The organism is Mycobacterium riyadhense (assembly GCF_963853645.1).
Lineage (GTDB): Bacteria > Actinomycetota > Actinomycetes > Mycobacteriales > Mycobacteriaceae > Mycobacterium > Mycobacterium riyadhense.
Genome location: NZ_OY970456.1, coordinates 2,127,165 through 2,151,084, shown reverse-complemented (window position 1 = coordinate 2,151,084; position 23,920 = coordinate 2,127,165). Strand labels below are relative to the sequence as shown.

The 23,920-nt window shown below is 65.1% G+C and carries 31 protein-coding genes, 4 tRNA genes and 1 pseudogene; 18 read left to right on the top strand and 18 right to left on the bottom strand.

Annotated elements, in window-relative coordinates; translation table 11 throughout:
- The first annotated feature begins 588 nt into the window (after window positions 1-588).
- The 3 genes and pseudogenes from AADZ78_RS09835 to AADZ78_RS09825 form a co-directional block, all read left to right on the top strand.
- Window positions 589-2,070 (top strand): biotin carboxylase, encoded by a 1,482-nt coding sequence (locus AADZ78_RS09835; RefSeq protein WP_139828484.1) that lies wholly within the window; start codon window positions 589-591, stop codon window positions 2,068-2,070.
- Window positions 2,067-3,248, top strand: coding sequence for a serine hydrolase domain-containing protein (locus AADZ78_RS09830; protein WP_085248786.1), 1,182 nt, complete (start codon window positions 2,067-2,069; stop codon window positions 3,246-3,248). The genes AADZ78_RS09835 and AADZ78_RS09830 overlap by 4 nt, the downstream gene beginning before the upstream one ends.
- Before the next feature lie 20 nt (window positions 3,249-3,268).
- Window positions 3,269-3,508 (top strand): annotated as a pseudogene (locus AADZ78_RS09825) (tyrosine-type recombinase/integrase); the annotation flags it as partial.
- Window positions 3,509-3,519: 11 nt separating this feature from the next.
- On the opposite strand, the gene AADZ78_RS09820 reads toward AADZ78_RS09825, so the two are convergent.
- Together AADZ78_RS09820 and AADZ78_RS09815 are read right to left on the bottom strand one after the other, a co-directional pair.
- The gene (locus AADZ78_RS09820) at window positions 3,520-3,774 is read right to left on the bottom strand and encodes a hypothetical protein (protein WP_085248784.1); all 255 of its coding nucleotides are present in this window, start codon (window positions 3,772-3,774) and stop codon (window positions 3,520-3,522) included.
- Window positions 3,771-4,457 carry a RelA/SpoT domain-containing protein gene (locus AADZ78_RS09815; RefSeq protein ID WP_085248783.1) on the bottom strand — a complete coding sequence of 229 codons (687 nt, stop codon included), beginning with the start codon at window positions 4,455-4,457 and terminating at the stop codon, window positions 3,771-3,773. The genes AADZ78_RS09820 and AADZ78_RS09815 overlap by 4 nt, the downstream gene beginning before the upstream one ends.
- A 183-nt stretch (window positions 4,458-4,640) precedes the next feature.
- Between AADZ78_RS09815 and AADZ78_RS09810 the strand changes: the two genes are divergently transcribed.
- The gene (locus AADZ78_RS09810) at window positions 4,641-5,300 is read left to right on the top strand and encodes a hypothetical protein (RefSeq protein WP_085248782.1); all 660 of its coding nucleotides are present in this window, start codon (window positions 4,641-4,643) and stop codon (window positions 5,298-5,300) included.
- An 841-nt stretch (window positions 5,301-6,141) separates the two neighbouring features.
- On the opposite strand, the gene AADZ78_RS09805 is transcribed toward AADZ78_RS09810, so the two are convergent.
- Window positions 6,142-6,213: transfer RNA gene (locus tag AADZ78_RS09805), tRNA-Val, on the bottom strand.
- A gap of 170 nt (window positions 6,214-6,383) precedes the next feature.
- Between AADZ78_RS09805 and AADZ78_RS09800 the strand changes: the two genes are divergently transcribed.
- The 7 genes from AADZ78_RS09800 to AADZ78_RS09770 all read left to right on the top strand — a co-directional run bounded on the left by AADZ78_RS09800 (window position 6,384) and on the right by AADZ78_RS09770 (window position 7,724).
- Window positions 6,384-6,456: transfer RNA gene (locus AADZ78_RS09800), tRNA-Gly, on the top strand.
- Between the two features lie 29 nt (window positions 6,457-6,485).
- Window positions 6,486-6,559 (top strand) — tRNA-Cys (locus AADZ78_RS09795).
- Between the two features lie 16 nt (window positions 6,560-6,575).
- Window positions 6,576-6,650 (top strand) — tRNA-Val (locus tag AADZ78_RS09790).
- 85 nt (window positions 6,651-6,735) lie between these two features.
- Window positions 6,736-6,993 (top strand): hypothetical protein, encoded by a 258-nt coding sequence (locus tag AADZ78_RS28985; protein ID WP_169726204.1) that lies wholly within the window; start codon window positions 6,736-6,738, stop codon window positions 6,991-6,993.
- Window positions 6,990-7,160: a hypothetical protein gene (locus tag AADZ78_RS09780; protein WP_169726203.1), complete on the top strand. Its 171-nt coding sequence runs from the start codon at window positions 6,990-6,992 to the stop codon at window positions 7,158-7,160. Before AADZ78_RS28985 ends, AADZ78_RS09780 begins: the two co-directional genes overlap by 4 nt.
- A 68-nt stretch (window positions 7,161-7,228) precedes the next feature.
- Entirely contained in the window at window positions 7,229-7,462 is a 234-nt protein-coding gene (locus AADZ78_RS09775; RefSeq protein WP_085248780.1) for a hypothetical protein, read from the top strand.
- 10 nt (window positions 7,463-7,472) lie between these two features.
- Entirely contained in the window at window positions 7,473-7,724 is a 252-nt protein-coding gene (locus AADZ78_RS09770; RefSeq protein ID WP_085248898.1) for a hypothetical protein, read from the top strand.
- A gap of 122 nt (window positions 7,725-7,846) precedes the next feature.
- On the opposite strand, the gene AADZ78_RS09765 is transcribed toward AADZ78_RS09770, so the two are convergent.
- From AADZ78_RS09765 to AADZ78_RS09700, 14 genes are all read right to left on the bottom strand, one after another.
- On the bottom strand, window positions 7,847-9,331 hold the full coding sequence (locus AADZ78_RS09765) for a phage major capsid protein (RefSeq protein WP_085248779.1): 1,485 nt from the start codon (window positions 9,329-9,331) through the stop codon (window positions 7,847-7,849).
- A 1-nt stretch (window position 9,332) separates the two neighbouring features.
- Complete coding sequence (locus tag AADZ78_RS09760; protein WP_204803442.1) at window positions 9,333-9,866, bottom strand: HK97 family phage prohead protease; 534 nt, start codon at window positions 9,864-9,866, stop codon at window positions 9,333-9,335.
- Between the two features lie 139 nt (window positions 9,867-10,005).
- Window positions 10,006-10,485 (bottom strand): phage terminase small subunit P27 family, encoded by a 480-nt coding sequence (locus AADZ78_RS09755; RefSeq protein ID WP_085248777.1) that lies wholly within the window; start codon window positions 10,483-10,485, stop codon window positions 10,006-10,008.
- 88 nt (window positions 10,486-10,573) lie between these two features.
- On the bottom strand, window positions 10,574-10,867 hold the full coding sequence (locus AADZ78_RS09750) for an HNH endonuclease (protein ID WP_239656761.1): 294 nt from the start codon (window positions 10,865-10,867) through the stop codon (window positions 10,574-10,576).
- A 44-nt stretch (window positions 10,868-10,911) separates the two neighbouring features.
- Window positions 10,912-11,109, bottom strand: a complete 198-nt coding sequence (locus AADZ78_RS09745; protein ID WP_085248775.1) for a hypothetical protein — start codon at window positions 11,107-11,109, stop codon at window positions 10,912-10,914.
- Complete coding sequence (locus AADZ78_RS09740; protein ID WP_085248774.1) at window positions 11,109-11,390, bottom strand: hypothetical protein; 282 nt, start codon at window positions 11,388-11,390, stop codon at window positions 11,109-11,111. Before AADZ78_RS09740 ends, AADZ78_RS09745 begins: the two co-directional genes overlap by 1 nt.
- Window positions 11,387-11,668, bottom strand: coding sequence for a hypothetical protein (locus tag AADZ78_RS09735; protein ID WP_085248773.1), 282 nt, complete (start codon window positions 11,666-11,668; stop codon window positions 11,387-11,389). Before AADZ78_RS09735 ends, AADZ78_RS09740 begins: the two co-directional genes overlap by 4 nt.
- Complete coding sequence (locus AADZ78_RS09730) at window positions 11,665-11,823, bottom strand: hypothetical protein (RefSeq protein ID WP_169726205.1); 159 nt, start codon at window positions 11,821-11,823, stop codon at window positions 11,665-11,667. Before AADZ78_RS09730 ends, AADZ78_RS09735 begins: the two co-directional genes overlap by 4 nt.
- A complete protein-coding gene (locus AADZ78_RS09725; RefSeq protein WP_239656762.1) occupies window positions 11,820-13,934 on the bottom strand; it encodes a DUF3631 domain-containing protein in 2,115 nt (704 codons plus the stop codon). Before AADZ78_RS09725 ends, AADZ78_RS09730 begins: the two co-directional genes overlap by 4 nt.
- 47 nt (window positions 13,935-13,981) lie before the next feature.
- Window positions 13,982-14,179: an excisionase family DNA-binding protein gene (locus AADZ78_RS09720; protein WP_085248770.1), complete on the bottom strand. Its 198-nt coding sequence runs from the start codon at window positions 14,177-14,179 to the stop codon at window positions 13,982-13,984.
- 101 nt (window positions 14,180-14,280) lie between these two features.
- On the bottom strand, window positions 14,281-14,721 hold the full coding sequence (locus tag AADZ78_RS09715) for a hypothetical protein (RefSeq protein WP_085248768.1): 441 nt from the start codon (window positions 14,719-14,721) through the stop codon (window positions 14,281-14,283).
- A complete protein-coding gene (locus tag AADZ78_RS09710) occupies window positions 14,722-15,918 on the bottom strand; it encodes a tyrosine-type recombinase/integrase (protein WP_239656763.1) in 1,197 nt (398 codons plus the stop codon). It lies immediately after the preceding gene.
- A 225-nt stretch (window positions 15,919-16,143) separates the two neighbouring features.
- Complete coding sequence (locus AADZ78_RS09705; RefSeq protein ID WP_085248766.1) at window positions 16,144-16,449, bottom strand: DUF732 domain-containing protein; 306 nt, start codon at window positions 16,447-16,449, stop codon at window positions 16,144-16,146.
- Between the two features lie 5 nt (window positions 16,450-16,454).
- On the bottom strand, window positions 16,455-16,802 hold the full coding sequence (locus AADZ78_RS09700; RefSeq protein WP_085248764.1) for a DUF732 domain-containing protein: 348 nt from the start codon (window positions 16,800-16,802) through the stop codon (window positions 16,455-16,457).
- A 101-nt stretch (window positions 16,803-16,903) separates the two neighbouring features.
- On the opposite strand from AADZ78_RS09700, the gene AADZ78_RS09695 reads away from it, so the two are divergent.
- Genes AADZ78_RS09695 through AADZ78_RS09685 form a run of 3 tightly spaced genes read left to right on the top strand, consistent with a single transcriptional unit; the run spans window position 16,904 to window position 18,729 of the window.
- The gene (locus AADZ78_RS09695) at window positions 16,904-17,638 is read left to right on the top strand and encodes a Clp protease N-terminal domain-containing protein (protein ID WP_085248762.1); all 735 of its coding nucleotides are present in this window, start codon (window positions 16,904-16,906) and stop codon (window positions 17,636-17,638) included.
- Between the two features lie 49 nt (window positions 17,639-17,687).
- On the top strand, window positions 17,688-18,212 hold the full coding sequence (locus tag AADZ78_RS09690) for a hypothetical protein (RefSeq protein ID WP_239656764.1): 525 nt from the start codon (window positions 17,688-17,690) through the stop codon (window positions 18,210-18,212).
- Window positions 18,205-18,729, top strand: coding sequence for a GNAT family N-acetyltransferase (locus AADZ78_RS09685; RefSeq protein WP_239655360.1), 525 nt, complete (start codon window positions 18,205-18,207; stop codon window positions 18,727-18,729). The genes AADZ78_RS09690 and AADZ78_RS09685 overlap by 8 nt, the downstream gene beginning before the upstream one ends.
- On the opposite strand, the gene zapE is transcribed toward AADZ78_RS09685, so the two are convergent.
- Window positions 18,716-19,765: a cell division protein ZapE gene (gene zapE / locus AADZ78_RS09680; protein ID WP_085248758.1), complete on the bottom strand. Its 1,050-nt coding sequence runs from the start codon at window positions 19,763-19,765 to the stop codon at window positions 18,716-18,718. The two genes, AADZ78_RS09685 and zapE, sit on opposite strands and share 14 nt — an antisense overlap.
- Here zapE and AADZ78_RS09675 point away from each other — a divergent pair.
- The 4 genes from AADZ78_RS09675 to msrB are packed head-to-tail and all read left to right on the top strand — an operon-like array spanning window position 19,764 to window position 23,887.
- On the top strand, window positions 19,764-20,546 hold the full coding sequence (locus AADZ78_RS09675; RefSeq protein ID WP_085248756.1) for a pyrimidine reductase family protein: 783 nt from the start codon (window positions 19,764-19,766) through the stop codon (window positions 20,544-20,546). The genes zapE and AADZ78_RS09675 overlap by 2 nt on opposite strands.
- 50 nt (window positions 20,547-20,596) lie before the next feature.
- The gene (locus tag AADZ78_RS09670) at window positions 20,597-22,156 is read left to right on the top strand and encodes an alpha/beta hydrolase (protein ID WP_085248754.1); all 1,560 of its coding nucleotides are present in this window, start codon (window positions 20,597-20,599) and stop codon (window positions 22,154-22,156) included.
- A 22-nt stretch (window positions 22,157-22,178) separates the two neighbouring features.
- Entirely contained in the window at window positions 22,179-23,483 is a 1,305-nt protein-coding gene (gene aftC / locus AADZ78_RS09665; protein WP_085248752.1) for an arabinofuranan 3-O-arabinosyltransferase, read from the top strand.
- Window positions 23,480-23,887, top strand: a complete 408-nt coding sequence (gene msrB / locus AADZ78_RS09660) for a peptide-methionine (R)-S-oxide reductase MsrB (RefSeq protein WP_085248750.1) — start codon at window positions 23,480-23,482, stop codon at window positions 23,885-23,887. Before aftC ends, msrB begins: the two co-directional genes overlap by 4 nt.
- Window positions 23,888-23,920 lie beyond the last annotated feature (33 nt).

Genomic DNA, 23,920 nt, shown 5'->3' with positions numbered 1-23,920 from the left:
CGGTGCGATGAAGCGTCGACGCGGGATGGACGACGATCGCTGTGGTGGCGTTCTCCACTCCCTGAAAACGTGGCCTTCCGGCTCGCGCTCCGTTTTGACGGAGACGAGCGGCAACTGGGCAGCTCGGCGGATCGGGGTCAACGTCTTACGCTCCCATGCATCCCCCGGCATATCAGGTTGTCGTCTGGTCATATGTCCCCACCGATCTCGGTGATCGTATTGCACGGCCGCCGGCCGGCGTCTGCATTTTCAGGCATGTAACTTGTGAATCGTCGGAGGACCTGATTGCTGCCGTGGCGGTTGAGGACAATTTTTAACCTTTTGAGGGGTCTGGCCTCATCAACCTCAAGACGCTTGGTCGCGGGCCGGCACCAGGTCAAACGGCAACGCGGCGCTGCTGCCCCGCGGCATCCGCGGTACAGCTGGTCTCGCTCACGAGCGGCGTTCCACATTTCCACGCGGCCATGGGCGGGTGCACACTCTTGGCATGAAGCCATGTGAACTCACCACCGTCGCGCTGACCGCAGCGCCCCTGCCCCCCTCGCGGTCGGCGCGCCGGGCCCAGCCGTCGACGTCACCGCGGCTGGCGTGATAGTGCCCGCCGGCGGACCTGAGCCCGAGCCGCGTCGCGTGCTGCACGGTATCTCCGACGTACGCGCGTTCTTTCACACCAACACCGTGCCGCTGTACTTCATCTCGCCGACCCCGTTCAACCTGCTAGGCATGTACCGCTGGGTACGAAACTTCTTCTACCTCACCTACTACGACTCTTTTGAGGGCGAACATTCGCGCGTGTTCGTGCCCCGGCGGCGCGACCGTATTGATTTCGGGTCCATGGGGGATGTGTGCAACCACCTCCTCCGTGATCCCGAGACACTCCAGTTCATCGCGCGACGAGGGCCCGGCGGCAAGGCCTGCTTCGTGATGCTTGACGAGGAGACCCAGGCCCTCGCGCGCCAGGCAGGGCTTGAAGTCATGCACCCCCCGGCGGAGCTGCGCCATCGCCTGGGCTCCAAGCTCGTCATGACACGGCTGGCCGACGAGGCGGGCGTGCCGAGCGTGCCTCACGTGATCGGGCGCGTCGGCTGCTATGACGAGCTGTCGGCGCTCGCGCAGAGCGCCGGGCTGGGGGACGACCTCGTCGTCGTGGCCGCTTATGGCGACGCCGGCAGCACGGTGTTCTTTGTGCGTGGCCAGCGCGACTGGGACGATCACGCCGGCGACCTGGTCGAGCAAGAAGTCAAAGTGATGAAACGCATCCGCAATGTCGAGGTGTGCATCGAGGGCGTCGTGACACGCCACGGCACCGTGATCGGTCCCGCGATGACAAGTCTCGTCGGCTACCCGGAGCTGACTCCCGGCAAGGGCAGCTGGTGCGGCAACGACATCTGGCGCGGGGTGCTGCCGCCCGCACAGACACATGCGGCGCGAGAGATGGTCGGCAAGCTGGGAGACATCCTGCGCCGCGAGGGGTACCGCGGTTACTTTGAGGTAGACCTGTTGCACGACCTGGACTCCGACGAGCTCTACCTCGGCGAGGTGAACCCGCGCCTGTCCGGCGCGAGCCCGATGACGAACTTGACCACCGAGGCCTACGCCGACATGCCACTGTTCCTCTTCCACCTGCTCGAGTACATGGACGTGGAGTACGAGCTCGACATCGACGAAATCAACTCACGCTGGGAGCGCGGCTATGGCGACGACGAGGTCTGGGGTCAGCTGATAATCAGCGAGACCTCGCCGGATATCGAGATGTTCACCGCGACCCCACGCACCGGTGTGTGGCGGCTCAACGATGACGGGCGTGTTTCCTTTGCGCGCCAGGGCAACGACTGGGCCACGCTGCTCGACGAGTCCGAGGCCTTCTATATGCGCGTCGCGGCGCCTGGCGACTTACGCTGCGAGGGCGCCCAACTCGGCGTGCTCGTGACCCGCGGACACCTGCAGACCAGCGACTACCACCTCACCGAGCGCTGCCAGCGCTGGGTGAAAGGCATCAAGGCGCAGTACGTCTCAACACCCCTGACGCCGGCCGCGCCGATCGTCTCGCGGCTCGTCGCACGAGCGTGAGCCGGCCGATCCCGGCCGGTGTCTCACTCGACAACTGGCTGTCGGCGCCGTATTCGCATTGGTCATTCCAGCACGTCGAAGACTTCGTGCCAACCGCGGTAATCTCGCGCGGGACCGGGCCGGCCGCGGCGTTGCCCGCGGCCGGTGCTCCGCTGGCCGAGATCCGGGTGACCAGCACTGACGGATCTGCCACCACCGTTGACGCGGTGATGGCGGCCACCGCTACCGACGGGTGGGCGGTCGGCCACCGCGGTTCGATCGTGGCTGAGGAGTACCTCGACGGGATGGGGGCCCAGACCCGGCACCTGCTGTTCTCGGTGAGCAAGTCGCTGGTGGCCGCCGTGGCCGGCGCGCTGCACGGGGCTGGTGCGATCGAGCTTGACGCGCCGGTCACGGCATACGTTCCCGCTTTGGCGACCTGTGGCTACGACGGAGCGACGGTGCGCCACCTGCTGGACATGAGATCGGGTATCGCCTTCTCAGAAAATTACGGCGACCCGGCCGCGGAGATACACGTCCTTGACCAGGCGATCGGGTGGGCACCCAAAAGCAGTCCGGGCGTCCCCGCCACGCTGCGTGATTTCCTGCTGACCTTGCGGCAGAAGTCGGCTCACGGCGGCGCCTTCGAATATCGCTCGTGCGAAACCGATGTACTGGGCTGGATCTGCGAGGTGGCGGGCGGCCAGCGGATGCCCGAACTGATGTCGGAGCTGCTGTGGCGTCGCATCGGTGCCCAATGCGACGCCAGCATCGCCGTAGACGCCGTCGGCACTGGCTTTTTCGACGGCGGCATCAACGCGTGCCTTACCGACATGATCCGGTTCGGGTCGCTGTTCTTGCACGACGGTGTCTCGTTGACAGGCGAACAGGTGGTGCCGGCGGAGTGGGTCGCCGACACCCTCAATGGCGGCCCGGACTCGCGTCAGGCATTCGCCGCCAGCCCCGACGACACCGAATTGCCCGGTGGGATGTACCGCAACCAAGTGTGGTTCCCCTACCCGGGCAGCAACGTCGTGTTGTGCCTGGGCATGTGTGGTCAGATGATCTACGTCAACCGCGCCGCGGAGGTGGTGGCCGCCAAGTTATCCAGCCAACCGCACTCCCATGAGCCGCACATGCTGGACACACTGCGCGCATTCGATGCGGTGGCACACGAACTCGCTCGAATCACTAGGTAAATGGCCGCTACCTCGCCCCGCATACCGTCGGCAAGATCGTTGCCGCAGCACTACCCGACGGCTGGACCATGCACACACTTCGGCACCGATTCACGGCCCGCTCCTACCGCGGCACCCGCAACCTCCGCGCCGTGCAACAACTCCTCGGCCACGAGCCGATCGCCACCACCGAGCGATACACAGTCATCGACGACGCCGAGATGCGCGCGGTTGCGATGGCCGCTACGCTCGTCGAACAGAATTCCGGGGGCCGCTGCTAGCGGGCCAGTTTTCAGATGCCGGCGAAGTACTTCGAGACTGCGACTGTGCCGTCGAAGTAGTTCGCGTGGGTGACCTTCACGGTATCCAACGAATCCGAGCCGATCAGCACGATCTCGATCGAGTCGGACTCCTTGATGTGCTCACGTTCTAGCCGGGCATATTCGGCCATCGCGCTCTTTACATCGGTCCCGAATTCCGTCAGTTTGACTAGCTCAGCGCGGCTGTGATCGAACATGAGCAAGAAGTGATTCAGCGATGCAGTCATCGACGTACTCCTTGCAGGTAGGGTTGCGCGGCCCTTCTCAGTGTATTTACACGATGCAGTAGCTCTGTACCCACAGTTTGGCCGTCTTCTTCAAGCGCCATCGCCTCTGATACCGCTGCGAACCAGTCTCGCACCGGCGCAGGGCCGCCGCCAACTTTGATATCCAACCCGAACCGTGACGTGACACTTTCGACTGTGTAAGCCCATTCATGCTGGACCTGCGTGCGGAGCTGCACTTCGATCAGACGACCCTGGTAGCGGACGATTACGTGTACTGCGCGATAGCCGTCCGGCTTTGGTTTCACGACATAGTCCCTGGTCCGAACGGTGACAGGGTCACCCGCATATCTGGATTGGACGCGCTGGACTTCCTCCAGGCTTCGCAGGACGGCACGGCAGCCCCCGATGTCGTGCATCCGACCAAGGTTCATGCCAGGTTCACGACCGAGCTTGTCGATGATGGTGGGAATACGTTTCAGCCGCTGCGAGACCTCGATATGACCGCAACCCACTGTCTGGACACGGGACCGCAGTCCGTTCGTCGCAGCGCCAAGGGGACGAGCATGCGCCGCGCGCCACGCTTCCAGCGTGTCCAATGCAGCGAAGATCTGCTCGGGGCCGACCCTCCATCCAAGCGGCGACACTGACGACATTCCCGACCACTCGCAGCCTGCGTAAGACATCGCCCGCACGGTTCACCGCGGAGACACTCGGGACGGAAACAGCCACGTCAGGGAACGCTACCGCCGCCCGGCGACGCGCGATGGAACGCCGCCCGGTATGCCGTAAGCCGAGCTGAGGTCGCGCCGTCTGCCGGGGCGTGTCTTACACCGGCGATCACCACCCGACACCGGAGTATCGACTTCATGAACAAGCCCCGACCCGTCATCGCTGTCCTGATCAGCGGCGGCATATCCGCCATCCCGGTAGTCGGAGGTCCGATACAAACCTTGTTCGACGCCATCGTGGAACGCGTCCGGCATCGCGCCGAGATCACCGCGCGTGAGATATGCGAGGACGTCGGCTCGGACACCGTTTTGATGCGCATCGATGAGAATCCGGAACTTGAACCGCTGCTCAACCAAGCAATCGAGGCGGCCGCACACACCAGCATGGAGGCCAAGCGCCGACTCCTCGCACGGGCTGCTGCTGCGGCATTCAAGGATGACGACAAGGTCGAACCGGCGTCGCTCATCGTGTCCACGCTGAGCAAGCTCGAACCCGTGCATATCAGCGCACTTCGCCGGTTGGCGGAAGCCGCCACGTCCTCACAGGACCAGGACTACGGTCGGCGAGGCGAGGTGATGCGGGCGGCGAGTGAGGCCGAGGCCGTTCCGGTGCTGGCGGCGCTCATTCAAACCGGGGTCGCGCTCGCGACGACAACCGTTTACCCCGGCGACGGCACGGGGATGCCAGCAGAGCGGAGCGGCCACATCCTGATCCACGACATCAGCGACTTCGGCCACCGTCTCCTGGCCCACCTCAGGGCCGCCGACGAAGGGTCCGAGCGCCTAATCCTTCCCTAGCGAAAATCGGCAACCATCCGATGCCGCGCCTGTCCTCGGCGATCCGACTCGTCAAATGCACCTGAATCGCTTGTGTTGCAATGTAATTCGAACGAAACAAGGTTCTGGCCGAAACAATTCGCTTCGCTGGATAAGAAAACTGGCTACCGCTGCCGGAGTTAGGCTGGGGGGTACACCCATTTCTTTCGGGGCCGCTGACCTGCGCGCCATGGCTGAGGCGCGCAAGTCGCTCGTGTGCGGAGATGTGTCAGAACCGCAACTCGGAGAGGGCGCAGATGTCCGGCGCACTGGTGGTGCGTTGCGGGCCGGGTCGGCACGGGGTGTACCGCTGCCCGAGGTACGCCTCAACCGCGGCGAGCGGGGTGACCTGACAGTGGCCCCGTCGTCGTCGTTGAGCGTGAATACGGCGCCACGCTGGGACAGTCGCAGACCGAGCCGGCGGGCCCGCTGGCGAGCGTTGCGAGCTCGGCTGGCGGCGCTGGCGATTATCAGAGCCGCTTGAGCTCGTCGGGGCCCCGCGGCGCGCGCAGTGCCGTCGAACCACCGAGCCCACCCGGTGCCGCCGGATTCCCAGTCGAATACTCGCCGGGCATCGGGAGGCGGCGCGATCGCGTGTGTCGTCATGCGGCACAGCTAACAACGTGAATATGCGAAATAGCAAGTGCTGCAGCAGAAATTGCGCAACAACGGCGCACCTGTGCAAAGAACGGCTCTTGTGCTTCGACGCAGTACGGGGTGCACACCCAAGGGCGACGACCCTAGTATGGCGGATCAAGCACGTACTTGGCCCAACGACGAGGGATGATCCTCAAAAACAACGCTTGAGCAGCAACGATAGCTGTGGTCCCGGCTGGGATCGAACCAGCGACCTTCCGCGTGTGAAGCGGACGCTCTCCCACTGAGCCACGGGACCGGCGCCGAGAGGCGAACGAGGTCGAAGACTAGCACGATACGCACCGCAATCGAGCGCGCTACCTCGACGACCGACGGCCAACGCGCCCAATGTACCTAGAGATTTGTGTGGGCCCGCTCACGTGGACTATCGTCGTGCTTCGCACCGGGCGACGATCTCGTCCGTTGCGCGCGGATGTAGCGCAGTTGGTAGCGCATCACCTTGCCAAGGTGAGGGTCGCGGGTTCGAATCCCGTCATCCGCTCGAAGGTGCAAGTGGCATCAATCCCCCGCGGTGGAGTGGCCGAGTGGTGAGGCAACGGCCTGCAAAGCCGTGCACACGGGTTCGATTCCCGTCTCCACCTCCAGATTCGATCCCCAAAGGCGCGATTAGCTCAGCGGGAGAGCGCTTCCCTGACACGGAAGAGGTCACTGGTTCAATCCCAGTATCGCGCACCACAGTTCGTGCAGGTAAGAGCAGGTAACTAGCCCACCAAACAAGGGCTTGCACCACATACGCACCACATTTGCTGGGGTGGGCCGGGTGAACTTCCCTAAACCCACACGGAAGGCCCCTGCACTGCCCATCACACCCACCACCTCAACCGAGCACCTGACGTGCGCCCGCCACAACCTGCTGGATGCGCGGACAGCCGCACTCAACGCCGCCCACGCCCTGCCGCCCGGCTCGCGCCGCAATCGGGCAACGGAGCTGGCCGAGAAGATCACCGACGCCCTCGCGTTCTGCGAGCGGCTGCAGAACGTCGTTGAGGGTGACCAGCGTGCCGGGGTTACCCGATGACCGCCGACCCCGAACTCCACCGCCTGCAACGCGAATTGCTGGACCGGCTCGACATGGTCGACCTCCCAGAGTGGCCGCCCTCACTGCTACGCGCCATAATCGGGGTTTTCGACCTCTGGCTCGACTCCGCACCTGAACCGGGCTTCCGGCCCTACGTCGTCAGATAGGCGACAACGGACATGCGCATTGTAAAGGAACTCTTTACACGCCCTTGCTGTAAAGGTAAGGTTTACACGTGGAGGTGAAGGCTAGTGCCCGCAAGCACGGCATCAGCGACGACGCCATGCTCCACGCATACCGCAACGCGCTGCGCTACGTCGAACTTGAATACCACGGCGAAGTTCAACTGTTGGTCATCGGTCCCGACCAGACCGGGCGCCTGCTAGAGCTAATCATCCCGACAGACGAACCGCCCCGGATCATCCACGCCGACGTGCTACGCCCGAAGTTCTACGACTACCTGAGGTGATGACATGAGTGTGAAGCACAAGACCGATATCGACGAATGGCTGAACAACCTTGACGTCGACCCCGCCAAGGCCCGCGACGCCAGCCACATGCGCCGCATCATCGCCGCGAAAGAAGCCGTTGAGACGGCGGAGTCCGAGCTGCGGGCTGCGGTGGATGCCGCCCGCGAGGCCGGGGACACCTGGGCAGCAATCGGCGTAGCCCTCGGCATCACCCGCCAGGCCGCGTTCCAACGATTCGGCCACACCGCCGCACCGGTGTAGGTCTGACCTGCGGTTTCACGCCTCACGCCTACCCCCGGTTCCCTGGTGGGGCGGGCCGCACCCCACCGGCGGGGAAAGGAAGCCCGCACCGAAACAGCCCGCCCACGCCAGGGAAGAACTCACTAGGCGGTCGTCGCGACCTTCAGCAGCCGGAAGGCGTTGTCGACCAACACATCTGAGCCGACGCGCGTCCACAGCCAGGCTCCACGCTCACCCGTGGGGCGGCGGTTGGCCCCGACCAGATGCGGGATGAGTTCGAGTGAACTTCCCGTGCGCAAGGTGATAGCGAACTGCTGAAAGTCGCCATACAACAGCACGTGGTTGGTCTCGGTGGCGGCGGCGTTGACCGTCCCATCCATGTTGCTGTTCTCATATATGTTGCGGCCCAGCAGCATCGGCGGATTCGCGGACAGCTCAGGGAACTTCAACGCACCATTGGTCGTCTCGAACTGCCGGATCGTGTTGAGGATAGCCAGGTTTGCACACCAGGATGCGCGGGCTTGGAAGCGCGGCGGCAGCGCGTTCTGCAACTTGTAGATGTCGCTGGCGGCCAGGGCTTCGCTGCCGTCGCCGGTCACGACCGAGGAGCCGCCCTCAAGCGCCGAGATGATGCCGGTGGGACAGCCGACGCCGCTGCCGGTTGTGAACGCGGAGCTGAGCAACTGGTCCGCCCCGTCCTGCAACAACCGGCCCAACTCCTGCATCAGTGTGGTTGCATCACCCTGTAGTTCGACGGAGAACGGCACGAACACCGATGCCTTGTAGGAGGGGATGGCGGGCTGCGTCAGCGTCGGACTCGCATCAGCCGCCTCCTGGGCCTCGGGCAGCCATTCCGCAACAACACCTTCCGAAGTGACACCGTGCCAGACATCGGAAACCGTCTGAATCACACGCGAAATCTTCAGCAGCGGGTTATTGGAGCCGTCCGAACTCAACAGCACCGTACTGTCAAGCTCGAAGGGCACGAGAAACCCTCCCGTGGAGTCGGTCAGGTTCATTGCCCGCTGCTCGGCCTGCAACGCGGTCACCCGCCGCCACGCCTCGCCCTCAGGGCCGGTCCACTGCAAGTGCCCGCGCTGCGGGTCGGCGATCATCTTGCAGAACGCGTTGCGGTAGTGCCCGGAGCCGCTTTCGGTGACCCAGCGGACCGCCCACGACCGCGCCGGGGCTGGGCCGGACCCAACCAGCCGCTCCACGACTTCAGCGCCGCCAGCGGTCAACAGGCCGTCCTTTTGGGAGCGGTCCAACACGCGCATCGCGTCGTCACGCTGCCGATCCACGGGCGGCCGGTCCTCGGCGTCGATCACGTACGGGTCGCGTTGCTCGCCGATGCGGTGCATACCGACCGCGCCGCCCTCGGTGGCAAAACCCTCGCCGCCGCTGCGGACCTGGGCCAGCGCCAGCTCATGCGCGCGTTCTAGGCGCTGGATGCGGGTCTGGCATTCCTCGGCACGGCTGGTGAGTTCGTCGAACCGCTCGGCGTCACCGCCGGTCAGGTCCGCACCGTCACCGGCACGGTTGAGGATGGCGCGGGCTTCGGTGCGCAGACGGTCCCGTTCCCGCACAGCTTCGCTGTGGGTCAGGCGGCCGATATCGCTGTCGGTCATGTCAGTCTCCTAGGTCAAGAAGTTTCATCCGCCGCACAGCGGTGGAGTAGGGAATTACGAGGGATTGCGTCCGCACGCCAGCAATTTCGGCGCCGGGGTAGGCCGGGACACCCGTCAACGAGACCTCAAGTAGCGCGGCCTCGACGCGGACGACAACACCGCCTTCGCGGCGGTCCCGGATAGGCCGAAAGCCCACGCTGAACGAATCGACGACGCCGGCCTTGATGTTGGCTAACGCTTCATCGCCGTCGCGGGTTGCTGCAATCTCGAACGCCGCGAACAATCCGAACCGCTCCTCGCGTAGCTCGACAGCCCGACCGACGGGATACCTCGCTACAGCGCTGTGCGACACAAGCAATTTCAACTTGTGGCCGCGTTCGCGGATGCTTCGCTCAAACGCTCCGGGCGCGAACCGCTCCCGATACTCGCCGTCGAAATCACGGACGGTGATCTCCTCGCCGTAAGGCACGACGGTGCCAAAAACCGTCCGGCCCGTGCCGGATTGCAGTTCAGCGTTACGGTAGAGGATGCTCATTCGGTCACCAATAGACATGCGGAATCAGACAATTCGCATGGTGACCGCGTATCCGGGTTAGCCCACCCCTGCAGGCTTCCGGCGTGACAGATACCGAGCTTGCAACCGATTCTAGCAGCGCACGACGACATTTCGGAAGCTAGCCGGCGAACGGGTTGCTGTCGTCGCTGGAATCGGTGGGCAGCGACGCCAAACGCTGCTCAGCGGCCGGGCTGAAACCGAACTCACGCGCGAACTGCAAGATTTGCGCGCGAGAAGCCCGAGCATCAGCCACCGCCGGATGCGGATGCTGATGGCCCGTCTTCGGATTGGTGATGACGCGACCCTCGGCGGCCACAATCGCCACCGCCGCAGCATGGTCCGCGACCGCCTGACAATAGCAAGCCAGGGCCTGCGCGTCCGTCGACTTCAACAGGTCCAACGGTTCCAATTCCGCGACAACACGATCCCATTCGTCCCGTGCGGCACCGTCGAGCCAGGCCGGCGGGTCCGGTGCCTCCCGCACAAACTTCGGCGTCTGCGCAACGATGCGACCGCCGGAATCACGGCCAGGTGAACGTCCCTCGATCAGCTTTAGCGCTGACGGCCGCGAGATTCGGCCGCTGCCTTTACCACCCATGGATCAACCTCCAATTTTCAGATCCGTTTTTCTGAGCGCACACACGCGCGGGCACCGCAGCGGTGTCCGCTTGGGCGGTGCGTCGCGATCACAGACCGCCCCCCTCCCGCTGACGTTCCCGGCCTCGGCGGCTGTCTTCGGCGGTCTTCTCGCGGTGATGTTCTCCGCACAGCGAGGCTAAGTTGCCCCAGTCGTCGGTGCCGCCTTCAGCTCTCGGCATGATGTGGTCGACCTCGGTGGCGGGGTGACGACAGTCGACGTATTCACAGATTGGCGTGGCGCGCAGTTTGGCGGCTCGGATCTTGCGCCACTGGCGGGTGGAGCCGCCGCGGGTACTGCCTTCCCAGCTCGGATGACACTGGCACCGCTGGCCTTTCGGCACAGCGCGTCGGCATCTTGAGCAAGCGCGGGCCGGGGCGGTGGGCATCAGACCGCCTCAGTGGTTGGCATGGTCAGCAGCACGCCGAGCAGCACGATCACCTCAACCAGCTCGTCTCGGGTGAGCCCGTGCGTCCAGTGCTGCACGGCTACCGAGTACAGCTCGCCTTCCATGTTGGCGGCCGCGATGGTCACACCGCGCACCGCGGCGATCGTCGCGCTGTCGAGCGGGATTTCGTTGCGCATCAGTTGGCTGCCTCAGCGTCGGTGTCGGGGTCTCCAAACATTGCGGCGATCTCGGCGAAAGCTGCGGCTTCGCGTCGTTCGTCGGCGGCCTTGGACAGGCGGAAGCAGTCGTACAGCTCAGCCATGTAGGGCCAGAGGAGGCGCAGCACGGACCGTAGTTGGTCAGCGTCCAGGCCGGCACAGGCCAGTTCGACTGCGGTGGCCGCGGATACCGCGTCGTCGCCGGTGCGCTTCGCGTAGCGAATCAACTCGGTCGCGGCCTTGATGGATGGGTGGGTCATTGAGGTGCCTTTCCGTTGGTTGGGTGTAGTTGTCCGGCAACGACGCCGGTTGGCCGCTTGCGTGGCGGCAAGCTTGCAAGCCATGCCCGGCAAGGGGTTAGCGCCGGGCAGCGCCGGCAGGCCGCCATGGCGAAGCTGAGCCGCTGTGCGGTGTCGTCGGGGTCGGGGTCGCGCTGCGGTGGCAGTGCCTCGTCCCACACTGGGGCCTGCCCTTTGCACAGCGCGCCGGGCAGGGTGGGGGTGCCGCCGAGGGCGGCGAACAGGTCGGCGGCGCTCATGTCGAGCCCTCGGCGATGTCAGTGAGGACGCCCAACAGCCGAAGCGCCTGGGGCGCGGTCAGGTCGCCGGGTTGGAGATGCTGCCAGCGGCGGGCGATCTCACCGAGGATGGGACGCAGGTCGAGGGCGTAGGAGACGTTAGTGTGGTCGGTCACCGCTCCACCGCCTTGGCGAGGGCAGCCACAACCCGGTCGGTCATGCCCGGAGTTGTCGGTGTGATCCCGCCGATAGGCGCACGCGTCTTTGCTGAGCAGCCGTCTCGGTGGCCTTGGGTCGCAACGTGGAAGCCGCACTTGTGGCAGCGGCCGGGGCCAGTCGGCGGGGTGAACTTTCGTGCCGTTGAACCGTTTTTAGCAGGCGGGGCGTCAGAACCCGTCTGGCCCGTCAGATATGGTATTTGATCTGCAGTTTCTGTCTGACGGGTTAAATCCGTCTGACACCCTGACCCGTCAGAAGGTTCTGACCTGTCAGACGATTTCCCCTGCTCATCGGTGGTTTCTGACGGGCCTGACGGGTTCTGACGGGTGTACCGCGAGAACGCGTCGGCGAACGCCTCGATTGCGTACCCGCGCACACTTCCGACGGTGTTTCGGCCGGGCTTGACGCCGAATTCGCGCAACCGGTAGGCAAGTTTGCTGGGATTCAGCTCGAAATCGTTCCAGGGCGAGTCTTCGACGCGGCGCAGCTCGGCAACCAGGTCAGCCGACGCCAGGAATGGCACACGCCGATCTGCGAATATCGCCTTGATGTCGGCGAGCAGTTTAACGGCCAGGGAGCGGTCCTCGTCGGTGTCGGCGGCGCGGTCAACCAGCGCCTTACACGCCTGCCGCGAGGTCGTCGGCCAATGCCCGCCAGCCTCGTCGGCAACCGCGATCAACGGCTCCCAAGTGTCGGCGGCACGGTCCTCTACCGGCATGTCTGGCTCGCGCGTCGACAGCGAGTTGATACGAGCGGCCGCCCACGCGGCCAGCCGGTCCCGCAGGGCCGCCAGGATCGGGCCGTCTCGGCGTGCTCGGAACTGCGACACCTTCTCGCCGCTGGCACGCCGTCGCTGAGTGATGTTCACGCCTCTATCGACCACCGTGTCGGGCATTGCGCCGATGCCGGCCATCGCGGCCATCGCGAAAGTGTCGAACTCGGTGGGGATCTGCGCCGGGCCAACGCATCGCAGCGCGGGCTTGCCGCGCTGATGCCCGGCGTTGAGTAGCTTGCGCAGATCCTCGTTTTGCTCGGCGACTTTCTTGCTGCCGAATATGGCGTCGGCCTCGTCAATGATGAGTGTGCGCGGGTGTTCGCCGCCGAGCGAGCGGAAGATGGCCGCCACGGTAGCGTCCACCGTTGCCAGGGGCTTGTGGCAGGTGCCGGTGATGATGTCGAGCAAACGTGTTTTGCCGCACCGTTTCTCGGGGCTGGTGATCACCAAGCGGGGCGCGCAGTCGAACGCCGGTAGCGCGTGCGTGGTGGCGATCCACAGCGCCACCGACACGGCAGCATGATCGTCGGGCAGCACCACGTACGTCTTGATCACGGCTAGCAGCTCGTCCAGCAGCGCGGCCCCGTCAACCTCCGGCGGTGTGACGTCGACCAGCTCGTCTAACGCGTGCCCGGCGGCGATGTGGTCAGCGGCGTCCTTGCCCGCTGCTGCCTCGACGATGCGCACGGATGCGGCTATGCCGCGCACGATATCGGCGACGTCGCGGGCATGCTTGCGGCCGGGTTCGTCGCGGTCGGCGACGATGATAACCTCGCGGCCACGAAGCGGTGACCAGTCGAACAGGTGGGCTTTGCCGGCTCCCATCGCCGAGCACACGGCGGTGCCGCCGACGGATTCGACAGCCAAAACATCCTTTTCGCCCTCTACGACGTGGACGGTCGTGGCGGCACCGATGCGTTCGGCGTGGAATAGGCTGCGGCCTTTGGTGTTTCCGGACTGCCAGAACTTTTTATCGGCCGTGCGGCGCACCCTGCGGCCGTCGCCGTAAGCGTAGATCTGCCCGGTGCGATCGTCGTATAGGTCGCGCATGTCGAGATTGAGCGCGGTCAGGACGTCGCTGGCCTGGCAGCCGGCGTGGCAGTGGACCAGGACGGACCCCTCGATGCGCCGAAGTGATAGGGACGGCCGGCCGTCATCGTGTGCGGGACATTGGGCGTGGGCGGCGTCACCGCGATCGATGACCTTACGGCCGGCGGCGTGTAGCGCGGCCACTAGGCGGTCATAGGCCTTATCATGGATGGTGACCTGCCCGGTCTCGCCCCCTCGGTTCACCACCGGGGGGCGATCTCTTTCCGGCGGCCGCCTGCCGCCGCCGGGGCTCACGCGGCGCCGCCGAATGGCCGCATGGCGGCGTCGATTTCATTCAGGTCAACGCGCACTAAGCGAGTGCCGCTGCGGTAGCCGGTGATTCGGCCGTCGGCGATCATCTGCCGGATAGTGCGGTCAGTGACGCCGAGGTAATCGGCGGCCTGCTGTTGTGTGGCGTATCTGCGGCGAGCGGGGAGAGTGTCCGGCATTCTCTGGCCTTTCGGGTCTCATAAGAGACCGTCTGACCAGAGGGTGTTCTGAGGACGGTTAGGCGCGAATGTAGATCACCCCGACCGGAACCGCAAGGAAGCTAGCGGCGTGTCTTGGTTTGTCGCCGCTTCCCGCGTTCGCTGTTGAGCCTGCACAGCAAATCGAACGGGATCACCCGCCGTCGCTCAATGAGCGAGTCGTCGGCGTGGTGAGGGACCGACGTCCAGCGGTCCGGCCCAACCTCCGTCAGCCATTGGTGTATCGCGTCGATCAACCCACCCGTGTTGTCCTGATTCAGCTCGATATTGCGTCCGCAGGCTCGATGACCAACCTGATAGCCGACATGCCCCCGGTAGCTGGTCTCAGACCAGTGATGGTTTGCGCCAACATGGATACGGCCGCTCCCCCGCCGGTCGTCGTCAATCCAGGCCACTATCAACGGGTTGCGTTCGTCGTCGCATCCGCACATGACGACGTACTTGTCTGTCTGACCGCCGAACAGCGGACCCCAGAACGCCCACGACGATGGTTCGCCTGTCATTTATGACCCCTTGTTGTCTGCGAGTTTGCTTAGCAGCGCCGCGATTTCGCGGTCTCGGCCCTGGGCGGCATGCTGGTAGCGCATCGCGGCTTGTGGGGTCGAGTGGCCCAGGCGACTCATCAGTTCGGCCAGCGTGGCCCCGGTTTGCGCGGCCAGCGTGGCACCGCTGTGTCGTAAATCGTGCCAGCGCAAGTCGTTTCGCTTGGCCACGGCACGAGCCTTGTAGAAGTGCCGGCCCAGCGTCGAAGGTTGTAGGTGGCCGCCGTTTTTCGCGGGAAACAACAGCGCGTCTTTACCCACACTGACGTGCTGCGCCAGATGAGCCTTGACAGCGGGCACAATGTGCGGCGGCATCGCAACGTCACGGATGCCGGCATCGGACTTCGGGTCGCCGACGTGCCAGCCGCCGTCAACGCGCACCGCCGCACGCTGGACCTTGACCACGTTCTCTTTCAGGTCGACGTCGCCGCGCCGAAGCTCGACCAGTTCACCGAACCTGAGTGCACACCACGCGGCCAGCGACACCATGAGCCGGTAGTGGTCGGGCATTTCCGCCTCGATCGTCGCCAACTGTTCGATGCTGGCCGGTTTGGGTTTGATCTTGCGGGTCACGGTGCCGGCCCCTCGGATTGCACACGGGTTGACCTCGATCAGTCGATCCCGGATGCGGGCCGTTTCCAGGATCGTCCGCAGTAGCGAGTAGGCGTGCGCGCGCATGGTCGGCTGGTCGGGCAGCGTCTGGGCGTACCAGCGGTCCACTGAGGGCATGCTGATGTCGCGGATCGGCTTCTTGCCGAACGTGGGCTTGATGTGATCGTCGAGCAGCTTCTGGTAGTGGGCGATGGTGCGGGGCCGCAGCGGGCGGCCCTTGACCATGCGGGTCGCGAGCCAGCGGGCGGCGTAGTCCTCGAACTTCTCGGCGGCCGCCCTCTTCCGCTGGGTCGCCGTGCGTTTCTGTTCACCGGTGGCGGGCGGCGACCACAGTTCGCGATCGATCTCGCGGCGTCGATCGGTAAGCCACGCCTCGGCGTCGATCTTGGCCGCGAAGGTGTGCGGTGCCTCGTAGAGACTGCCGTCGGGGCCGGTGTACGAGGCTTTCCAGCGGCCGCTGCGGAATTGGCGCAGCCGTCCGAAGCTACGCCGGGTTGAGCGTGGCGGCGGCTTCTGGCGGCTCACTGCGCCGCGTGACTGTTGCACCACATATGCACCACATGAGCTTACATCAGACGGTAGCTACTTCCGCTTGCTTCCGCTTGGCTCTAACAGTACTGTTTGGTGTATCAGCAGGTAAATAGCCTGTTGATGCAGGTAGAACACACAACCGGAAGTTTGCTCAGGCACAAGTTCAATCCCAGTATCGCGCACCAGAGTTCGTGCAGCCCAAACTCGTATTTGCAGTCGACCGTCGCGACCAGCCCCGCCTTAGTAACGCTGAATGGTCTCGGGGCAGTACGAGTTGGCAGCGATCGCCGTGAACTTGGCGGCGCTCTCCGCGTCCAGTCCTGGATTGCTGGTTTGGACGTCCTTGACGACGTCGGCCATCGGTCTGCCGCGCTGGACCAATCCGCACGCTGCTTTCGCGGTCGCTATCGCGCCGTCGGCGTTCTGATAGGTGAGCCCAGCTTGTCGCAGTGTCGCGAGAAATCGGTCGTCGTTGCCGTCGGCGTGTGCCGGCGCGGCAACGCCGATGACGGCCGCAACGCCGACTAGCGCAACGATAAGTCTCATGGCTATCAGCCGCCGCTACCCGGCTTCGGCCCTCGCCCCTCGCCGGTGAGGTACTTGGGGCAGTACGCGGCGGCCGCGAGCGTGGTGAATTCGGCCGCGGCGTACTGCGTGAATCCCGGGTTGCGGTTCTGCAGTTCGCGGACGATCTCGGTGTCGGTTTTTCCCTCGTTGACCAACTGGCACACCGACTTACCGGCCACTATCGCGCGATCCGGGTCCTGATAGGTCAGCCCACCAGCACGAAGTTCGGAGAGGAACTGGTCATCGGTCGCATCGGCATAAGCCGGGCCCGCGAGAGTTACCGCTACACCGACAACGGCCATGGCGCTTGCCAGCGCCAATTGAAGGTTCATAACGCCTCCGATCGTCCCAGAGTGACGCCACCGATGCATCTCGTACGGCAATCGTCAACCTGAGGTTGACACTATCCGATCGTCAACCTAATGTTGACGCTATGGCTGAACCGACGAAGATCACCTATCCCATCCGCCTCGACGAGCTGATCAACGCCATCAAGCAAGTCCACAGCGACGCGCTCGATCAGCTCGCCGACGCCGTCCTGGCTGCCGAGAGTCTCGGCGAGGTCGCGGATCACTTGATCGGGCATTTCGTGGATCAGGCGCGCCGCTCGGGAGCCTCCTGGACCGACATCGGCAAGGCCATGGGCGTCACCAAGCAGGCCGCGCAAAAACGGTTCGTCCCGCGCGCAGAGGCCACCACATTGGATCCCAATCAGGGCTTCGGGCGCTTCACGCCACGGGCTCGCAACGCGGTTGTTTCCGCCCAGAACGCCGCGCACCAAGCCGCCAACAGCGAGATCACCCCCGACCATCTGGTGCTTGGCATGCTCAGCGATCCGGCCGCCCTGGCCACCGTGCTGCTTCAACGGCAGAAGATCGACACCGAGGTCCTGCGCGCATCCATAACGCTCCCCCCGGCCGCGGCCGAAACCCCCGAGCTGATCCCGTTCAGCGGCCCGGCACGCAAGGTGCTCGAGCTGACCTTCCGTGAGGCACTTCGGTTGGGCCACAACTACATCGGTACCGAACACCTACTGCTGGCACTGCTCGAACTCGAAGATGGAGCTGGACCGCTGCACCGATTCGGCGTCGACAAGGAACGTGTCGAGGTCGACCTGGTCGCCGCGCTCGAATCGCTCACCGGCGGCACGAGCGCCGGTGCGACCTGAGGCAGCCAACCCCTCCCCCTGGCGTAACGGCGTGTGTAATCATGCGAAGATGCACCGCTGGCTGCTCCTCCTGTCCACCTTGCTGGTCGCCGCCGCAAGCCTGCTCGCAGTGGACGTCGCCGCGCCCCGCGCGTGGGCCGGCGACGCACCCATCGGCCACATCGGCGACACGCTGCGGGTGGATACCGGCACCTACATCGCCGACGTCACCGTCAGCAGCGTGGTACCGGTCGACCCCCCGCCCGGCTTCGGTTACACGCGCAGCGGTGTCCCGGTCAAGAGCTTCCCCGGCAGTTCGGTAGCCCGCGCCGACGTCACGGTCCGCGCGGTCCGGGTGCCCAATTCCTACATCATGGCGACCAATTTCGCCTTCGACGGCGTCACCCCCTTCGCCGACGCCTACAAGCCGCGGCCATGCGATGCACCCGATTGGTTGGACGCCGCGCTGGGCAACGCACCGCAGGGATCGGTGGTCCGCGGCGGGGTGTACTGGGACGCCTACCGCGACCCGGTCTCCGTTGTTGTGCTGCTGGACCGCAAGACCGGCGAGCACCTCGCGCAATGGAATCTCTGAACTGACCGTCTACGTCGCGACGACGGATACCGTCGACATCGACGAGCTGGCCGCTGTCGCGGCCGGCACCTTTCCCCTGGCGTGCCCGCCGGGAATTGCCGACGAGCATGTCTCGTCGTTCATCGACGCCCACCTCTCCCCAACTCACTTTCTGGCATACCTCAGCGATCCGCAGCGCGCGATTATCGTCGCTCGGCATGACAGCCGAATTGCCGGTTATGCCATGCTAATTCGCGAAGCTCCCGAGCTCGAGAGCCGCGCTGCCGAGCTGTCAAAGCTCTATGTGCTTGCCGACTTTCACGGTCAGGGGGTGGCAGCGAAGTTGATGGATGCCGCGCTAGCCACCGCCGCCGACTGGGGCCTGGATTACGTGTGGCTCGGGGTTAACCAGAAAAACCAACGCGCACAACGCTTCTACGTCAAGAACGGCTTTACGATCAACGGCACCAGAACATTTCAACTGGGCACCCATCTCGAGGACGATTACGTCATGGTTCGGGAGCTCAGCCAGCCGTGAGCGCCAACAGCCGGGAAGTGGCCCGCAGATACTTCTTTCGGTAACCGCCGGCCAGCATCTCCTCGCTGAAAATCGTGTCCAACTTCGCCCCCGATGCCACCACCGGGATGCCGGCGTCATACAGCCGGTCGGTCAGCGATACCAAACGCAGCGCGACGTTCTGGTCGTCGATGGCGTGCACACCCGTCAGGAACACCGAGGTCACACCCTCGATCAAAGTCAGATACCGCGACGGATGCATGGTGGCCAGGTGTGCGCACAGCGCGTCGAAGTCGTCGAGGGTCGCCCCCGGCAGGCCGGCGGCGCGCTCGGCCACTTCCTCGTCCGACAACGGCTGCGGCGCCGGCGGCAGGTCGCGGTGCCGGTAGTCCGGTCCTTCGATCCGCACGGTGTTGAAAATCCTTGCCAGCGTGTTGATTTCGCGCAGGAAGTCCTGGGCGGCGAACCGGCCCTCGCCGAGCTGTTCGGGCAGCGTGTTGGAGGTGGCCGCCACCGAAACACCCCGCTCGACCAGCATCGAAAGCATCCGCGCGATCAAGGTGGTGTTGCCGGGATCGTCCAGCTCGAATTCGTCGATGCACACCGCGGTGTAGTCAGCCAGCAGGTCGATGCATTCAACGAAGCCGAATACCCCGGCCAGCTGGGTCAGCTCCCCAAATGTCGCGAACGCCTTGGGATGCTGCACGTCGGGCAGCTGGTAGTAGGCCGACGCGAGCAGGTGCGTCTTACCTACCCCGAATCCGCCGTCGAGATACAGCCCGACACCCGGCAGCACCTCCCGCCTGCCGAAAAGTTTCTTGCGCCCGGCCCGCCGCTCGACGGCCTGCCGGCAGAACTCCTGGCAGGCCGCGACCGCGGCAGCCTGGGTGGGTTCGGCGGCGTCGGGTCGATACGTCGCAAAGCGCACCTTCGCGAACGTCGGGGGCGGCCGCAGTTGGGCGATCAGCCGCTCCGGCGACACCGTCGGATAGCGATCCACCAGCCGACCCACCCCGTGCATGCAGGCACTGTAGCGGCGTGTTGCAATCAAGCTCATGCCCGACTCTCAAGCAGGCGGGGCCGCCGAGCCAGCACTGACGCTGCTCGGATCCGAGCGCGAACTCGACGACGCCGAACTCTCCCGGCTCTACGGGTATCCGGAGGGATGCGACGGCGCGTGGCTGCGAGCGAATTTCATCACCAGCCTCGACGGCGGCGCTACCGCCGACGGCACCAGCGGTGCGCTGGCCGGTCCCGGCGACAGATTCGTCTTCAACCTGCTGCGCGAACTCGCCGACGTCATCCTGGTCGGCGCGGGCACCGTGCGCATCGAGGGTTACTCCGGCGCACACCTGAGCGTCGTCCAGCGCCAACGGCGGCAGGCCCGGGAGCAAAGCGAAGTACCCCAACTGGCGATCGTCACCAAGTCGGGTCGCATCGACCGCGATCTTGGCGTGTTCACCCGGACCGAAGTGCCACCGTTGGTGCTCACCTGTGCCGCATCCGCCGACGAGATGCGCCGCCGCCTCGCCGGCGCCGCCGAGGTAGTCGACTGCTCAGGCGACGATCCCGGCAGGGTCGACGAGGTGGCGCTGCTGGCGAGCCTGTCGGCTCGCGGCCTATCCCGCGTCCTGACCGAAGGCGGACCGATGCTGCTCGGCTCGTTCATCGACCGCGGCATGCTCGACGAACTCTGCCTGACGATCGCACCTGTCGTCGTCGGCGGCCTGGCTAGACGCATCGCGACGGGCGCCGGGCAGCTGCTCAGCCGAATGCGCTGTGCGCACGTCCTCACCGACGATGCCGGTTACCTGTACACCCGTTACGTCAAGACCTAGCCGAACCGCTGCACGGCGCGCAGCGTTGCCGCGCGGCTACTGTGGTCGGCATGAGTCGGCACATCAGGTCCGCCACGATCCTGTTCGCGGTCACCACAGTGCTGACCGGCTGCGTCCCGGTCTTCGGCGCCGACCCGCGCTTCGCCACCAGCTCCGGCGCTAAACCGCAAGGCGCGGCCACCACGACACCGCCGCCCAGCGGTCCGCCGCCGATCGCAGCACCCAAAAACGACTTGTCGTGGCGCGATTGCACCTCGCGGGTCACCGCGGACGCTGGAGTCCCCGCAGCACCGGGCATCAACCTCGAATGCGCGAGCTACGACGCCGATCTCGACCCGGTTAACGGCGGGTCCGCGACGGTGAGCATCGGCGTGGTCCGCGCCCGCTCGAATCAGACCCCAAAGGATGCCGGCCCGCTCGTCTTCACCACGGGCTCCGACCTGCCGTCGTCGACGCAGTTGCCGGTCTGGCTATCGCACGCCGGCGCCGACATCCTCAAGAGCCACCCCATCGTCGCCGTCGACCGCCGCGGCATGGGCATGTCGAGCCCGATCGACTGCCGCGACCACTTCGACCGCGAAGACATGCGCGACCAGGCGCAGTTCCAATCCGGCGACGATCCGGTGGCCAACCTTTCCGAAATCTCCAATACCGCCACAACCAACTGCACCGACGCCCTCTCCCCCGGCGAGTCGGCCTACGACAACCAACATGCCGCCTCGGACATCGAACGGCTGCGCAACCTCTGGGATGTGCCTGCGCTGGCATTGATCGGCATCGGCAACGGCACCCAGGTGGCGCTGACCTACGCGGGATCGCGTCCCGACAAGGTGGCCAGACTGATCCTCGACTCCCCGGTCGCGTTGGGAGTCAACGCCGAAGCCGCCGCCGAGCAACAAGTCAAGGGGCAGCAGGCCGCACTTGACGCGTTCGCCGCGCAGTGCATCGCGGTGAACTGCGCATTAGGCCCCGACCCGAAGGGCGCGGTCAGCGCGTTGCTGTCCGACGCCCGAACCGGTAGAGCGCCCGGCCGCGCATCGGTGGCGTCCATCGCCAACGCCATCACCACCGCACTGGGCTTTCCCACCGGCGATCGCATCAGCACCACCACGAACCTGGCCAACGCGCTGGCGGCCGCCCGATCGGGTGACACCAACCCGCTGTCCAATCTGATCAACCGCGCCGACGCCACCCAGGACACCGACGGCCAGTTCGTCAACTCCTGCAGCGATGCGGTCAACCGCCCAACCCCGGACCGGGTTCGCGAGCTGGTGGTCGCATGGGCCAAGCTTTATCCCCAGTTCGGCACGGTCGCGGCGCTGAACCTCGTCAAATGCGTGCACTGGCCCAGCAGCTCACCGGCCCAACCACCAAAGCAACTCAAGGTCGACGTGCTGTTACTGGGTGTGCAAAACGATCCGATCGTCGGCAACGAGGGCGTCGCCGCGACGGCGGCCACCGTGATCAACGCGAACGCCGCCAGCAAGCGGGTGATGTGGCAGGGCATCGGCCACGGCGCCAGCATCTATTCGTCGTGCACGGTGCCGCCGTTGGTCGGTTATTTGGACTCCGGCAAGCTGCCCGGCACCGACACCTACTGTCCCGCCTGAAAGTTCGCGGGCGCGCCCGCCGGTGTACGGTGCGCTGGTGACGGCAGTTGACTCGACCCAAACCGGCCTGCGCGAATCCCTGCTGGCCGCATTCCGTCCCCCCACCGCCCCACCGACAACGGCATCAATCCTGCGGGCCGTGTTATGGCCGGCGGCCATCCTGTCGGTGTTGCACCGCAGCATCGTGCTCACGACCAACGGCAATATCACCGACGATTTCAAGCCGGTTTACCGCGCGGTCCTGAACTTCCGACATGGCTGGGACATTTACAACGAGCACTTCGACTACGTCGACCCGCACTACCTATACCCACCCGGTGGCACCCTGCTGATGGCACCGTTCGGCTACCTGCCGTTCGCGCCGTCGCGCTACCTGTTCATCTCGATCAACACCGTGGCCATCCTCGTCGCCGCATACTTGCTGCTGCGGATGTTCAACTTCACGCTGTCCTCGGTGGCCGCCCCCGCGCTGATTCTGGCCATGTTCTGCACCGAGACCGTGACCAACACCCTGGTGTTCACCAACATCAACGGCTGCATCCTGCTGCTGGAGGTGCTGTTTCTGCGCTGCCTGCTGGACGGCAGCGTTAGCCGACAATGGTGGGCCGGGCTGGCCATTGGGCTGACGCTGGTGCTCAAACCCCTACTCGGTCCCCTGCTGTTGCTGCCGCTGCTGAACCGCCAATGGCGGGCGCTGGTGGCCGCCCTCGCTGTCCCAATCGTCGTCAATCTGGTGGCGCTGCCGCTGGTGAGCGACCCGATGGACTTCTTTACCCGCACGCTGCCCTACATCCTGGGCACCCGCGACTACTTCAACAGCTCGATCCAGGGCAATGGCCTCTACTTCGGCCTGCCCACCTGGCTGATCGTGGCGCTGCGGCTGCTGTTCACCGCGATCGCCTTCGGCGCCTTATGGCTGCTGTATCGCTACTACCGCACCCGCGATCCCCTGTTCTGGTTCACCACCTCCTCGGGCGTGCTGCTGCTGTGGTCATGGCTGGTCATGTCGCTGGCCCAGGGCTACTACTCGATGATGCTGTTCCCGTTCCTAATGACGGTCGTGCTGCCCAACTCCGTGGTCCGCAACTGGCCGGCGTGGTTGGGCATTTATGGCTTCATGACGCTGGACCGCTGGCTGCTCTTCAATTGGATGAGGTGGGGCCGAGCCCTCGAGTACCTGAAAATCACCTACGGCTGGTCACTGCTGCTCATCGTGGTCTTCAGCGTGCTCTACTTCCGCTATCTGGACGCGAAGGCGGAGAACCGGCTCGACGGCGGCTTGGATCCTGCGTGGCTGACGCCCAAGCGCGCTAGCGTGGACGCATGACACCCAAGCTCGAACTGTCCGACGACGAGTGGCGTAAGCGGCTCACCCCGGAGGAGTTCGCCGTGCTGCGCCAAGCTGGCACCGAGCGGCCCTTCACCGGTGAGTACACCGACACCAGGGTTCAGGGCATCTATCAATGCCGGGCCTGCGGCGCCGAATTGTTCCGCAGCACAGAGAAATTCGACTCGCATTGCGGCTGGCCGTCGTTCTTCGACCCGAAAAGCTCCAGCGCGGTATTCCTGCGCACCGACTACTCGCTGGGCATGAAGCGCACCGAGGTCTTGTGCGCGAACTGCTACAGCCACCTGGGCCACGTGTTCGACGGTGAGGGCTACCCCACGCCAACCGACAAGCGCTATTGCATCAACTCGATCGCGCTGCGCCTGGTCCCAGGCGCCGTATAGCGCCGAGATCGACGTTTTGCAGACGTCTACTCG

What these genes read in the sequence shown, in the direction of transcription:
- AADZ78_RS09755 (WP_085248777.1), bottom strand. Translation starts at nt 10,485, where the DNA reads ATGGGTGGTAAAGGCAGCGGCCGAATCTCGCGGCCGTCAGCGCTAAAG.
- AADZ78_RS09740 (WP_085248774.1), bottom strand. Translation starts at nt 11,390, where the DNA reads ATGACCCACCCATCCATCAAGGCCGCGACCGAGTTGATTCGCTACGCG.
- AADZ78_RS09810 (WP_085248782.1), top strand. Translation starts at nt 4,641, where the DNA reads ATGAACAAGCCCCGACCCGTCATCGCTGTCCTGATCAGCGGCGGCATA.
- AADZ78_RS09690 (WP_239656764.1), top strand. Translation starts at nt 17,688, where the DNA reads ATGCACCGCTGGCTGCTCCTCCTGTCCACCTTGCTGGTCGCCGCCGCA.
- AADZ78_RS09765 (WP_085248779.1), bottom strand. Translation starts at nt 9,331, where the DNA reads ATGACCGACAGCGATATCGGCCGCCTGACCCACAGCGAAGCTGTGCGG.
- AADZ78_RS09675 (WP_085248756.1), top strand. Translation starts at nt 19,764, where the DNA reads ATGCCCGACTCTCAAGCAGGCGGGGCCGCCGAGCCAGCACTGACGCTG.
- AADZ78_RS09745 (WP_085248775.1), bottom strand. Translation starts at nt 11,109, where the DNA reads ATGCGCAACGAAATCCCGCTCGACAGCGCGACGATCGCCGCGGTGCGC.
- AADZ78_RS09700 (WP_085248764.1), bottom strand. Translation starts at nt 16,802, where the DNA reads ATGAACCTTCAATTGGCGCTGGCAAGCGCCATGGCCGTTGTCGGTGTA.
- AADZ78_RS09815 (WP_085248783.1), bottom strand. Translation starts at nt 4,457, where the DNA reads ATGTCTTACGCAGGCTGCGAGTGGTCGGGAATGTCGTCAGTGTCGCCG.
- msrB (WP_085248750.1), top strand. Translation starts at nt 23,480, where the DNA reads ATGACACCCAAGCTCGAACTGTCCGACGACGAGTGGCGTAAGCGGCTC.
- AADZ78_RS09760 (WP_204803442.1), bottom strand. Translation starts at nt 9,866, where the DNA reads ATGAGCATCCTCTACCGTAACGCTGAACTGCAATCCGGCACGGGCCGG.
- AADZ78_RS09820 (WP_085248784.1), bottom strand. Translation starts at nt 3,774, where the DNA reads ATGACTGCATCGCTGAATCACTTCTTGCTCATGTTCGATCACAGCCGC.
- AADZ78_RS09715 (WP_085248768.1), bottom strand. Translation starts at nt 14,721, where the DNA reads ATGACAGGCGAACCATCGTCGTGGGCGTTCTGGGGTCCGCTGTTCGGC.
- AADZ78_RS09735 (WP_085248773.1), bottom strand. Translation starts at nt 11,668, where the DNA reads ATGAGCGCCGCCGACCTGTTCGCCGCCCTCGGCGGCACCCCCACCCTG.
- zapE (WP_085248758.1), bottom strand. Translation starts at nt 19,765, where the DNA reads ATGAGCTTGATTGCAACACGCCGCTACAGTGCCTGCATGCACGGGGTG.
- AADZ78_RS09670 (WP_085248754.1), top strand. Translation starts at nt 20,597, where the DNA reads ATGAGTCGGCACATCAGGTCCGCCACGATCCTGTTCGCGGTCACCACA.
- AADZ78_RS09720 (WP_085248770.1), bottom strand. Translation starts at nt 14,179, where the DNA reads ATGCCGGACACTCTCCCCGCTCGCCGCAGATACGCCACACAACAGCAG.
- AADZ78_RS09780 (WP_169726203.1), top strand. Translation starts at nt 6,990, where the DNA reads ATGACCGCCGACCCCGAACTCCACCGCCTGCAACGCGAATTGCTGGAC.
- AADZ78_RS09705 (WP_085248766.1), bottom strand. Translation starts at nt 16,449, where the DNA reads ATGAGACTTATCGTTGCGCTAGTCGGCGTTGCGGCCGTCATCGGCGTT.
- AADZ78_RS09695 (WP_085248762.1), top strand. Translation starts at nt 16,904, where the DNA reads ATGGCTGAACCGACGAAGATCACCTATCCCATCCGCCTCGACGAGCTG.